The sequence below is a fragment of the Amycolatopsis sp. NPDC004378 genome, from assembly GCF_053602455.1.
The window spans coordinates 23,993-36,043 of sequence record NZ_JBSGDR010000029.1 but is presented as its reverse complement, the minus strand read 5'-3'; the positions used below and the strand labels follow the sequence as shown (position 1 = coordinate 36,043).

At 71.6% G+C, this 12,051-nt stretch carries 10 protein-coding genes; 1 reads left to right on the top strand and 9 read right to left on the bottom strand.

Annotated features, from left to right (window positions below; genetic code table 11):
* The 7 genes from ACWEN0_RS44205 to ACWEN0_RS44175 all read right to left on the bottom strand — a co-directional run bounded on the left by ACWEN0_RS44205 (position 1) and on the right by ACWEN0_RS44175 (position 9,422).
* A complete protein-coding gene (locus ACWEN0_RS44205) occupies positions 1–1,359 on the bottom strand; it encodes a nitrate/nitrite transporter (RefSeq protein ID WP_451987097.1) in 1,359 nt (452 codons plus the stop codon).
* A 23-nt stretch (positions 1,360–1,382) separates the two neighbouring features.
* Positions 1,383–2,810, bottom strand: coding sequence for an FAD-dependent oxidoreductase (locus ACWEN0_RS44200; RefSeq protein ID WP_451987095.1), 1,428 nt, complete (start codon positions 2,808–2,810; stop codon positions 1,383–1,385).
* Positions 2,807–4,849 carry a molybdopterin oxidoreductase family protein gene (locus tag ACWEN0_RS44195; RefSeq protein ID WP_451987093.1) on the bottom strand — a complete coding sequence of 681 codons (2,043 nt, stop codon included), beginning with the start codon at positions 4,847–4,849 and terminating at the stop codon, positions 2,807–2,809. The genes ACWEN0_RS44200 and ACWEN0_RS44195 overlap by 4 nt, the downstream gene beginning before the upstream one ends.
* Positions 4,850–4,980: 131 nt before the next feature.
* Complete coding sequence (locus tag ACWEN0_RS44190; RefSeq protein WP_451987091.1) at positions 4,981–5,778, bottom strand: TIGR02569 family protein; 798 nt, start codon at positions 5,776–5,778, stop codon at positions 4,981–4,983.
* A gap of 144 nt (positions 5,779–5,922) precedes the next feature.
* Entirely contained in the window at positions 5,923–7,098 is a 1,176-nt protein-coding gene (gene moeZ / locus ACWEN0_RS44185; RefSeq protein ID WP_451987089.1) for an adenylyltransferase/sulfurtransferase MoeZ, read from the bottom strand.
* 93 nt (positions 7,099–7,191) lie between these two features.
* Positions 7,192–8,364 (bottom strand): DUF3152 domain-containing protein, encoded by a 1,173-nt coding sequence (locus ACWEN0_RS44180; protein ID WP_451987087.1) that lies wholly within the window; start codon positions 8,362–8,364, stop codon positions 7,192–7,194.
* 80 nt (positions 8,365–8,444) lie between these two features.
* Positions 8,445–9,422 (bottom strand): alpha/beta fold hydrolase, encoded by a 978-nt coding sequence (locus ACWEN0_RS44175; RefSeq protein WP_451987085.1) that lies wholly within the window; start codon positions 9,420–9,422, stop codon positions 8,445–8,447.
* Positions 9,423–9,535: 113 nt separating this feature from the next.
* Between ACWEN0_RS44175 and ACWEN0_RS44170 the strand changes: the two genes are divergently transcribed.
* Positions 9,536–10,162: a TetR/AcrR family transcriptional regulator gene (locus ACWEN0_RS44170; RefSeq protein WP_364556813.1), complete on the top strand. Its 627-nt coding sequence runs from the start codon at positions 9,536–9,538 to the stop codon at positions 10,160–10,162.
* Positions 10,163–10,223: 61 nt separating this feature from the next.
* On the opposite strand, the gene ACWEN0_RS44165 is transcribed toward ACWEN0_RS44170, so the two are convergent.
* Together ACWEN0_RS44165 and ACWEN0_RS44160 are read right to left on the bottom strand one after the other, a co-directional pair.
* Positions 10,224–11,132, bottom strand: a complete 909-nt coding sequence (locus tag ACWEN0_RS44165; protein WP_451987083.1) for an alpha/beta fold hydrolase — start codon at positions 11,130–11,132, stop codon at positions 10,224–10,226.
* On the bottom strand, positions 11,129–12,037 hold the full coding sequence (locus tag ACWEN0_RS44160; protein WP_451987081.1) for an AurF N-oxygenase family protein: 909 nt from the start codon (positions 12,035–12,037) through the stop codon (positions 11,129–11,131). The genes ACWEN0_RS44165 and ACWEN0_RS44160 overlap by 4 nt, the downstream gene beginning before the upstream one ends.
* Positions 12,038–12,051 lie beyond the last annotated feature (14 nt).

Genomic DNA, 12,051 nt, shown 5'->3' with positions numbered 1-12,051 from the left:
TCAGACCTCCGCTCCCGCGAGCGCCAGACCGCGCTCACTCGTGGGCTGTTCGGCGGGCTTGCGCAGGTAGACCGCCCAGGTGACGGCGAAGCACAGCCCGTAGAAGACGAGGAACCCGACGAAGGCGGGCACACCGCTCTTCGTGTCGGCGAACGACTGGCGGAACGCGAGGTTGATGAACAGGCCGCCTTCGGCACCGATCGCTCCCGCCAGGCCGATCAGCGCACCCGACAGGCGACGGGCCTTGAGCAGCTCGGCCGCCTCCCCGGCGCCGTTGGCGATCGCCACCTTCGCCTTCGCGCGGAAGATCGCCGGGATCATCTTGTACGTCGAACCGTTGCCGACGCCGGTGAGCACGAACAGCACGATGAACGCGACCGTGAACAACGCGAGGGACTTCGACGTCGAGGCCAGGATCAGCACGGCCGTCGCCAGCGCCATGCCGATGAACGTGTAGAAGGTGATCTTGCCGCCGCCGATCCGGTCGGCGAGCCAGCCGCCCGCCGGCCGCGAAAGCGAGCCGAGCAGCGGGCCGAGGAACGTCACCGCGGCCGCCTGCAGGGGGCTGCGGCCGAACTGGTTCTGCAGCACCAGGCCGAACGCGAAGCTGTAGCCGATGAACGAGCCGAACGTGCCGACGTAGAGGAACGACATCACCCAGGTGTGCGGGTCCTTGACGACCTCGCGCATCCCCTTGGTGTCGCCCCTCACCGTGGCCAGGTTGTCCATGTAGAAGTACGCGCACAGCGCGGCGACGACGATCAGCGGGACGTAGACGTAGAGCACGATCCGCGGCGCGGTCGCGCCCGCCGTGCCGATCACCAGGAGCCCGACGAGCTGGATCGCCGCGACGCCGAGGTTGCCGCCGCCGGCGTTGAGGCCGAGCGCCCAGCCCTTGTGCTTCTCCGGGTAGAACGTGTTGATGTTCGTCATGGACGACGCGAAGTTGCCACCGCCGACACCGCCGAGCGCCGCCACCAGCAGGAACGTGCCGAGCGACGTGCCGGGGTGCAGCACGACCGCGGCCAGGATCGTCGGGATGAGCAGCAGGGCCGCGCTGACGACCGTCCAGTTGCGACCGCCGAACTTCGCCACGGCGAAGGTGTAGGGCAGCCGCATCACGCCGCCGACCAGCGTCGGCGTCGAGACGAGCAGGAACTTGTCAGCGGCGTCGAAGCCGTAGTCCTTGCCCATGAACAGGACGATGACCGACCACAGTGTCCAGATCGAGAAGCCGATGTGCTCGGCGAACACGGAGAACCAGAGGTTGCGGCGGGCGATCTTCTTGCCGGTGGACGCCCAGAACTCCTCGTTCTCGGGCTCCCAGTGCTCGATCCAGTGCTTGCCTCGGTGGGCCATCGCGGTCTCCTTGTCGTACGGGTTCATTGCGCCGCGAGCCAGTTCGCGATGCCGCCGACGGCGTCCGTGCAGCCGCCGCAGCCCGTGGTGGCCCGCGTGGCCCGCGCCAGTGCGGGGGTGTCGGTGGCCCCGGCCTTCCAGGCCTCGACCAGGCGGCTCTTGGTGACGTTGGTGCAGCGGCAGATCACCGTCGCGGCGGGCAGGTCGGCCGGGCCGGCCGCCTGGGCGCTGCCGTGGGGCAGCGCGCGGCCGAGCAGCACCGCGAGCCGGTCTTCCGGCAGCGGCGTGCCGCGGTCGTGGAACTGGGTGATCGAGGCGGCCGCGTCGGGCAGGCCGAGCAGGATCGCCCCGGTGACGCGGTTTTCGCGGACGACGAGCTTGCCGTAGCGCCCGCCGGTGGGGTCGTTGAAGGTCAGCACCTCGGCGTCCGGGGTATCGGCGGCGAGCTGCGTTTCGCCCAGGGCCGCGAGGTCGATCCCGCGGGCCTTGAGCCGGGTGACGGCCGTGGTGCCGCGGTAGCGGGCGGCCGCGTTCGTGCCGGTCAGGACGTCGGCGAGCACCTCGGCCTGCTCCCACGCCGGCTGGATCAGCCCGGCGGGCGCGCCGGGGTGCCGGGCGCAGTCGCCGAGCGCGTGGATCCGGCCGTCGCTGCTGCGCAGGACGTCGTCGACGAGGATGCCCCGGTCGACCTCGAGGCCGGCGTCCTCGGCCAGGCTCGTCTCGGCGCGGACTCCGGCGGCCACGACGACCAGGTCGGCCGGGACGAGCGTGCCGTCGTCGAGCTTGAGCCCGTCGCCGGGCAGGTAACGGGCGGCGGTGGCGCCGAACTTGAAGGTGACGCCCATGCCGGTGAGCTGCCGGGCCAGCACGTGCCCGGCGGCCGGGTCGAGCTGGCGTTCCATGACGTGCCCCAGCGGGTGCACGACGGTCACCTGGTTCCCGCGCCCGGCCAGGCCGCGGGCGGCTTCGAGGCCGAGCAGGCCGCCACCGAGGACGGCGACCGGCGCGCCGTGGCGGGCGGCGTCGAGGATCTTGGCGCAGTCGTCGAGACTCCGGAACGCGACCACGCCCGGCCCGGCTTCGAGGCCTTCGACGGGCGGGATCCACGGGTTGGCCCCCGTGGCCAGCACGAGCGCGTCGTAGTCCACAGTGGACTCGTCGGTCAGTTCCACGCAGCGCTTCTCGCGGTCGATCCGGGTGACGTCGACGCCGAGCCGGAGGTCGATGTCGTGCCGGGAGGCCCATTCGTCGTCGTGCAGCCGGACGCTCTCGGCACTCATCACCCCGGCGACGACGGCCGACAGCAGAACGCGGTTGTAGGCGGCGTGCTTCTCCGAGCCGAGCACGGTCAGCCGGACGCGTTCGGCGACCGGATCACGGCGCCGGATGTCGTCGGCCAGCCGGGCACCGGCCATGCCGTACCCGACGATGACGACGTCACGGGGACTCATGCGGCACCATCCACGGTAGACAGGGACACGGCACACACCTTGAACTCCGGCATCCGGCTGACCGGGTCGAGCGCCGGGTTGGTGACCAGGTTCGCGCGCTGCTCACCGGGGAAGTGGAACGGCAGGAACACGAGGTCCGGCTTGAGACTCGGGACGAACCGGACGCGCGCGAACGTCTCGCCGCGGCGGGACCGGATCCGCGCCCGGTCGCCTTCCTCGAGCCCGGCACGCTTGGCGGTGTCCGGGTGCACCTCGACGTACACGTCCGGGACGACGTCGTTCAGTTCCTGGATCAGCCGGGTCTGCGCGCCCGACTGGTAGTGCTGCAGGACTCGCCCGGTGGTGGCCTGCAGCGGGAACTCGTCGTCGGGCAGTTCGGCGGGGCCGGTGTGCTCGACCGGGGTGAACCGGGCGCGGCCGTCCGGATGCGCGAAGGCGTCGAGGAACATCCGGGGCGTGCCAGGGTGTTCCGGCGACGGAACCGGCCAGTGGAGGGCCTCGCCGTCGCGCAGCCGGTCGTAGGTGACGCCGGAGTAGTCGGCGACACCGCCCTTGGAAGCGATCCGCAGCTCCTCGAACACCGCCTCGGGGTCGGCCGGGAAGCCTGACCCCCCCAGCCGCGCCGCGAGTCCGTTGAGGACGTCCAGATCGGACCGGACGCCGGGAGGCGGGTCCAGTGCCTTGCGGCGCAGGAGAACCCGGCCTTCGAGGTTGGTCAGCGTGCCGCTCTCCTCGGCCCACTGCGTCACCGGGAAGACGACGTCGGCCATGGCCGCGGTCTCCGACAGGACGAAGTCCGCGACGACCAGGAAGTCCAGAGCGGACAGTCGATCTTGGACGCGCTGGGCACGCGGAGCCGAGACGACCACGTTGCTGCCGAACACCATCAGCGCCCTCGGGCCGTCCTCGGTGCCGAGCGCTTCGAGGAGTTCGGTGGCCGAGCGGCCGGGCCCGGGCAGGCTGTCCGGGTCGACACCCCAGACGCCGGCGACGTACTCGCGCGCGGCCGGGTCGTCGAGCTTGCGATAGCCGGGCAGCTGGTCGGCTTTCTGGCCGTGCTCGCGGCCGCCCTGGCCGTTGCCCTGGCCGGTGAGGCAGCCGTAACCGGAGCCCTCCCGGCCCGGCAGGCCGAGTGAGAGCGCGAGGTTGATCCAGCCGCCGACGTTCGCGGTGCCGGTGGCGTGCTGCTCGGTGCCGCGGGCGGTGAGGACGTAGGCGTTGCGCGCGCCGGCGAGCTTGGCGGCGGCGAGGCGCATGTCGGCGGCCGGGACGCCGGTGACGCGTTCGGCGCGTTCCGGCCACCAGCTCGCGGCGATCCGCCACACCGCGGCGAAGCCGGCCGTCCGATCATCCACATAGGACTGGTTGAGGTGGCCGCCTTCGACGACCGCGTGCAGGATCCCCAGCGCCAGTGCGAGATCGGTGCCGGGCGCGGGCGCGAGGTGCAGGGTCGCCAGCTCGGCCGTCGGCGTGCGCCGCGGGTCGACAACGATCAGGTCGGCGCCCCGCAGGTGCCGGGTGAACGGCGGCATCGTCTCGGCCGGGTTCGCCCCGGCGAGCAGCACGACGTCGGCGCCCTTGAGATCGGTGACGGGGAACGGCATCCCGCGGTCCGCCCCGAAGGCCTTGATCCCGGCCGCGGCGGCCGACGACATGCAGAACCGGCCGTTGTAGTCGATCTGCGACGTCCCGAGCGCGACCCGGGCGAACTTGCCGAGCAGGTAGGCCTTCTCGTTGGTCAGCCCGCCGCCACCGAAGACCGCGACGGCGTCCGGGCCGTTTTCCCGCTGGATCTCCTGCAGCTTGCGCGCGACGAAGTCGAGGGCGAAGTCCCAGCTGACGGGTTCGAGCGCGCCGTCGACGCGGATCATCGGGGTGGTCAGCCGCCGCGGCGACGTGAGGAGGCTGCCCGAAGTCCAGCCCTTCTGGCACAGGCCGCCGGCGTTCACCGGGAAGTCCCGCTGCGTCACGCGGACGCCGTCGAGGCGCATGCCGCACTGCAACGCGCAGTACGGGCAATGGGTGTCGACCTGCGGCACGGGCACCTCCTCGGTCAGCGGGAACGCCCTGACGCTAAGGAGGCCGTGTTACTCGGAATCGACCGAATGTTTCAGGCAGTTGACATTGCGGCGGGACTCGCGGGCCCCCGGCGGTGAGGTGCGTGCCCCCCTCACAGGACGCCGCTCACCTCACGGGCCGCCATCCGCAAGCCGTCCAACGAGGCCTGCGTCGACCGCGGGTTCAGCGCATTGGCCGCCAACCGGAACAACACCGCGCGCAGCAGCAGCTGCGGCCACTCCGGCAGGTGCGCCCACCGCTCCAGCAGCTCCCGGGTCGCGCCGCCCCAGGCCAGGGCGTCCACCGCGACGATGGCCGCGCCGTACTCGCCCGGGCGGTAGTACGGGACGAAGTCCACCACGCCCGGGGCCGCGTCGCCGTCGAACAGCAGGCCGGCCAGCAGCTCGCCGTGCGCCACCTGCGACGGCAGGCGGATCGGGCGGCGGGCACCCGCGAGGACCTCGAACCAGCGGCCGCCCTTCGTCTCCTCGAGCGGGACCTCGAGCTCTTCCCACGCCACGCGGTCCGCGATCGCGTCGACGTCGCGACGGCCGGCGATGAAGTCCGGCCGGGGCAGGCCGATGGTCGCGCGGTGCAGCTTCACCGCCGCGAGCACCGACGCGTCGCCGCGGTGTTCCGGCGTGCCGGCGACGAACCGCGACGCCGTCCAGCCGCCGACGATCCAGCGGCCGTCGCTGGAGCGGACCGGCTTCGCGACCCGCAGGCCCGGCTCGTCGGCGTAGTCGAGCGCGCGGGCCGTCCACAGGGTCTTGGCCTTGTCGGTGACCGGCTTGAACACGAGGTCTCCGCAGCGCCACGCCGTCGAGCCCGGCATCGGCTCGCTGCCGTCGTCAACGCCGCCGAAGGCCGCGCAGACGTGCGCCGGAGGACGTTCGAGGGTTGTCCGCACAACGGGTCACGGTACCCGGCCGGGTGGTCCACGAACGAGAAGACGCGCTGGTCACGCAGTGTTTTAGGACTCGGACGAAACGCCACGAGGGGCACCCCTTCGGCCTTGGGAGCCGGCGGGGTGCCCCTCGGGGAAGAGCGACTGTCAGTAGGTCGGCAGGCTCGGGTCGATCTGCTTGGCCCAGGCGAGGACGCCGCCACCGAGGTGCGTCGCGTCCTTGAACCCGGCCGCGTGCAGCGCGGCGAGGGCCTCGGCGGACCGGGCACCGGACTTGCAGTGCAGGACGATCGGCTTGTCCTGCGGCAGCTCCGCCAGCGCCTCGCCCGAGAGGATCCGGTCCTTCGGGATCAGCGTCGCGCCCTTGATGTTGACGATCTCGTACTCGTGCGGCTCGCGGACGTCGATCAGCGCGAAGTTCTCGCCGCTGTCGAACTTGGCCTTGAGCTCGGCCGGGGTGATCGTGCTGCCCGACGCCGCCGAAGCGGCTTCGTCCGACACGACACCGCAGAACGCCTCGTAGTCGATCAGCTCGGTGATCTTCGGGGTGTCCGGGTCCTTGCGGATCTTGACCTCGCGGTACTTCATCTCCAGCGCGTCGTAGCTGATGAGCCGCCCGAGCAGCGGCTCGCCGATGCCGGTGATGAGCTTGATCGCCTCGGTCACCATGATCGAGCCGATGGACGCGCACAGCACACCCAGCACGCCACCCTCGGCGCAGGAGGGCACCATGCCCGGGGGCGGCGGCTCCGGGTAGAGGTCGCGGTAGTTGAGGCCCTTGCCGTTCGGCGCGTCCTCCCAGAACACGCTGACCTGGCCCTCGAACCGGAAGATCGAGCCCCAGACGTACGGCTTGCCGAGGATCACGGCGGCGTCGTTGACCAGGTAGCGCGTCGCGAAGTTGTCGGTGCCGTCGACGATCAGGTCGTACTGCTCGAAGATCTCGAGCGCGTTCGACGAGTCCAGCCGGTCGGTGTGCAGGTGCACCTTGACCAGCGGGTTGATCTCCGCGATCGACTCCTGCGCGGACGCGGCCTTGAGCTTGCCGACGTCGGACTGGCCGTGGATGACCTGGCGCTGCAGGTTCGACTCGTCCACCACGTCGAAGTCGACGATGCCGAGCGTGCCGACCCCGGCCGCGGCCAGATACAGCAGCGCGGGGCTGCCGAGGCCGCCGGCCCCGATCACCAGGACCTTCGCGTTCTTCAGCCGCTTCTGCCCGCTCACCCCGACGTCCGGGATGATCAGGTGACGGCTGTACCGGGCCACCTCTTCCTTGGTGAGCTCGGCAGCCGGCTCGACGAGCGGCGGCAGTGCTGACATTGGTCCTCCATCTCGCGCGCGGATCGCGTCCATCCCACTATGCACAACGCGCGCAGGCAAATAGACCTTCCCGCGTCCGGATGGTGGGACGCGCTACTGCTGGGTCTTCGCGGACGGGTTCGGCCAGGCGTTGGGCTTGCAGACGCGGCCGTCCTTGGCCACCTTGCCCTTGTCGCCGCCGGGGATGTCGTTGAGCATCGAGACGTAGTCGTCGGCGACGCCGAACGACTGCTGCATCATCACCGGCGCGGGCTGGTCGTTGCCGCCGCACCCGACGTGCTGGTTGCCCAGGGCGTGCCCGACCTCGTGGTTGATGGCGTACTGCCGGTACCCGGTCATGTCGGCGCCGAACGCCTTGGCGCCGCGCACCCAGCGGGACAGGTTGATCAGCACGCGGCCGAGGCTCTTGCGGTAGCAGGACGCCTCGAAGGTGATCTGGAACCCGCAGGCGTCGGCCCGGTGCGTGGTCTCGGGCGTGGTGAGGCTCACCCTGAAGGACGGGTTGGGGAAGTTGGCGTCGACGCGCTGCAGCGCGATCTTGCCGTCCCACGTCCAGCTCTTGGGATCGGACAGGGTGCCCTGGACGGCGGTCGCGAAGGCGTCGTCACCCGCGTAGCTCGCCGGGTCGATCCCGTCCTCCACCTCGACGGTGTAGGTGTACAGCTTCCCGGTGCCGACCTTCGGGCCGCTGCCGGCCACGACGTGCCACTTGCCGGCGCCGGCCTGCGTGAACGGGCCGCCGTCGGGCAGGTCGGCGGTCGGCACCTTGAGGTCGACCGGGGTGGCCGGGTTCTCCGGGATGGTCTGCTCGCCGTTGCCGTCGATGGCGCCGCCCGCCGCGTCGCCGCCCGCGGACTCGATGCCGTTGGCGGCGCCCTGCTCGGCGATCGGCTCGGCCGGGCTGTTGGCCGTGTTGACCACGACGAGCACGGTCAGCACGACGAGGATCGGCAGGGCGTAGACGCGCCAGCCGTAGGTCTTGGTGAGCTTCGCGATGCCGGACTTCGCCGGCGGCTCCTTCTTCGGCTCCCGGCTTTCCGGGTCGTGCGGCTTCCAGGAGGCGCTCAGCGGCTCGGCGGCGGTCCGCCGGCCACCCGGGCGGTAGCGGTCTTCGCCGATGCGCTGGGCCTGCGGCTTGGCCGGGCGGTACTGCCCGGTCCGCGGCGGGTCCTCGGGCTCCGCGGAGCTGTGGGTCGAGCGGCGGGCCGAGGCGCGGTGAGGTGACCGCCGATCTTCGCCTCGCGCGTCCTGCTTCACCCGATCCACCGCACCAGGGTGCCACAGCGCCACCGAACCGTTATCGGCGACTGGCGGATGACCCGGCGATCAGTTGTCACCCTTTCGGGTTACCAGGTCCCGGCTTCCACGTGCTCCCACATGCCCAGGACCGCCTTCGCGACGACGATCGGCCGTTCCATCTGCGCCACGTGCCCGGTCCTCGGGAGCACCAGCAACCGCGCGGCCGGGATCACCTTCGCCGTCCGCATCGCGCGCCGCACGGAGATGACCCGGTCGTCCCGGCCCCACACCACCAGCGTCGGCGCCTGGACACGCGGCGCGGCCGACCACAGCGACGCCTTCCCGAGCGTCGACCACGCCCGGAAGATCGCGAACGTGCTGCGCGCCATCGCCGGCGCGGCCCAGGCGAACCCCGCCCGGGCGCCGTGCTCCTGCTCCAGCTCGTCGAGCCGCTGCTCCGGGAACCGCGACGGGTCGGCGAAGCACAGCTTGATCACCTGCGCGGCGCGTTCCCGCGGGCCGAGCGCGGCCAGCTGCGCCCGCACGCGGGCGCCGACCAGCGGCAGGTAGGCCAGCGCCATCCGCGGGTCCGACAGCCGCCGCGGGTCGAGGCGGCGGTCCGGCATCGCGGGCGAGATGAGCGTCAGGGTCTTGACCAGCTCCGGGCGCCGTTCGGCGATGAGCAGCGCGATCGCCCCGCCCATCGAGTTGCCGAGCAGGTGCACCGGCGCGCCGACGTCCTCGATGTGCCGCGCGACGACGTCCGCGTGCGCTTGGAGGCTGAAGTCGAACCCCGCCTCGGGCTCGGAGTAGCCGAAGCCGGGCAGGTCGGGCGCGGTGCCGCCGGCGACCGGCGCGAGCAGCGCGGCCAGGTCGGTCCAGTTCGTCGACGAGCCGCCGAGGCCGTGCACGTACACGGCCGGGACGCCGTCCGGGCCCGGCGTGCGGCGGACGTGCAGCCGGGCCGTGCCGACCTCTTCGAACGTCGCCGGCCACGGCGGCAGGATCGGGTCGAGGGACGGCAGTTCCCTGGTCGAAAGGGGCACGTGGGTCAGCGGCGCCCGCGCCTTCACGGGGGTGTTCACGGATCCAGAATGCCCGACCCTTGGCACGGCACACGTACCGGCGAGTAATCTTCAGGGCGACTTCACGCGGTGGCGACCCCGCCCGTCGAAGGTGTGATGACGGGAGGAAGAGCATGACGGAGATGACGCGGCTGCAGCAACGTGGGGTGCGCCTGCCCCGGACGGAACGGCGGGCCCAGCTCCTCGCCGCGGCGCAGCGGGTCTTCGCCGAGAACGGCTACCACGCCGCCGCCATGGACGAGATCGCCGAGGTCGCGGGCGTCAGCAAGCCGGTGCTCTACCAGCACTTCCCCGGCAAGCTCGACCTGTACATCGCGCTGCTCGAGAGCCACGTCGACGAGCTGGTGAAGCGCGTGCAGAACGCGCTGGACTCGACGACGGAGAACAAGCAGCGCGTCCCGGCCACGGTCGGCGCGTTCTTCGACTTCGTCAGCGAGGACGCGGGCGCGTTCCGGATGGTGTTCGAGTCCGACCTGCGCGGCGAGCCGGCGGTCCAGGAAGCGGTCGACCGCGCGACGTCGGCGAGCGTGGACGCGATCACCGAGACGATCACGGCGGACGCCGGCCTCGACGAGGACAAGGCGCGGCTGCTGGCCGTCGGGCTGGTCGGGATGAGCCAGGTCAGCGCCCGGTTCTGGCTGCAGCACCACCAGTCGATGAGCCGCGAGGAAGCGGTGGCGCTGACGGCCAACCTGGCCTGGCGCGGCATCGGCGGCGGCTTCCCGCTCAAGGACTCCTGACCAGTGCCGTGAATGCCACATTGAGGGACTTGAAGTCCCTCAATGTGGCATTCACGGCACTTCAGCGGGCGGCGGCGCGGACCAGGGCGGAGATGCGGCGCGCCACTTCGTAGGGGCGTTCCTGCGGCAGCATGTGGCCCGCGCCGGGGTAGCGGACGAACTCGGCGTGCGGCAGCTCGTCGGCGATCACCTTGGCGTGCGCCAGCGGGCAGAGCCGGTCCTTCTCCCCCGCCAGCACCACCGACGGCACGTCGCACAGGGCGCCCAGCCCGCCGACGCCGCGGTGGGCCGCGATCGCGTCCAGGAACAGGCCCGCGCTCGCCGGGTGCGCGCACAGCAGCTGGTCGACGACGCTGTCCACCTGGGCCCGGCCGGGCCGGTCGCCGAACACGAGCTTGCGGGCGCCCGAGCGGACCATGCCCGGCCGCATCCGCAGCGTCTCGCTCCGGAGCCCCGACAGCAGGCGGGCCAGCCGCGGTTCGAAGCGCGTGACGCTGCGCCCGGCCAGGCCCGGGAAGCCGAGCGTCAGCTGGTCCATGTCACCTGACGACGTCGCGACGAACGCCGCCCCGGCCAGCCGCTCCCGGACGAGCGCCGGGTGCCGTTCGGCCAGCACCATGAGCGTCATGCCGCCCATCGAGTGCCCGGCCAGGACCAGGGGTCCGGCCGGGACGCGGTCGGCGACCAGCTCGGCGAGGTCGTCCGCGAGCCGCGCGATCGTCGCCGAGCCCCGCCGGGCGTGTGCCGAACCGCCGTGGCCGCGCAGGTCGTAGCGCAGCACGCGCACGCCGGGGTCGAGGTGCGGCAGCACGAAGTCCCAGGTCCGGTGGTCCTGCGTCCAGCCGTGCACCAGCACCAAGGTGACCGCGGAGTCCGCCGGCCCGGTCTGCGAGACGTGCAGCGCGGCGCCGTCGCTCGCGACGAACCGGTGCTCGATCGACGGGTCCCGGAGCCGCGACGCGGTCGTCATCGGCCCGCCGGGAGCAGGAACGACTTGCGCCAGAAGTACTTCCCCGGCAGCCCGACCAGGCCGGACTCCTCCAGGAACGGCATGATCTTCTCCCCGGCCCACGCGATCGTCCCCTGCCAGTGCGGGTTGTTCAGGGCCGCTTCCACACCGTCACGCGGCCGGATGCCGACCGCCTTGTAGACGTTCGGGTTGATGAACGCCCGCGTCACGAAGTACGAGATCAGCGCGATGATGAACTGCTGGTAGGCGATCTCGGCCTTCGACAGCTTCGCCATCCCGCGCGTGACCTCTTCGCGGGCGAAGGTGACGTGGCGGGCCTCTTCGAGCACGTGGATCCGGTTGACCATGCGGACCAGCGGCTGGACGCCCTCGTCGTTCATCTGCTCGCGCTGCAGCCGGTCCAGGACCTCTTCGGCGACCAGGATCGCGCCGTAGCGCGCCGGGCCGTAGGAGATCGACGGCATCAGCTTCGCCAGCTTCCGCAGCCACGGCACCGGGCCGTAGGCGGGGCAGCCGATCCGCGACGCCATCCGCGCGAACATCGTCGAGTGCCGGCACTCGTCGGCGATCTCGGTGAGGGCGAACTGGGCGTGCGCGGACGTCGGGTCCTCTTCGTAGACCTCCTTGAGCAGCATCTGCATCAGGAGGATCTCGAACCACAGCCCGGTCGTCGCGACGCTCGCGACCTCGTGCTTGCCCAGCTCGATGCGCTGCTCGGGGGTCAGCTTGTCCCAGAGTTCGGTGCCGTACAGCGAGGAGCGCTCGTCGAGGATGAAGCGCTTGCCCTCGACCAGCGGCGCAGTCCAGTCGATGTCGACGTCGGGGTCGTAGAACTTGTTCGCCGAGGACTTCAGCAGGCGGTCCGCGGTCTTCTCGCGATCCGGTTCCTTCAGCGTCCGCGTCATCGCCGACACCCCTT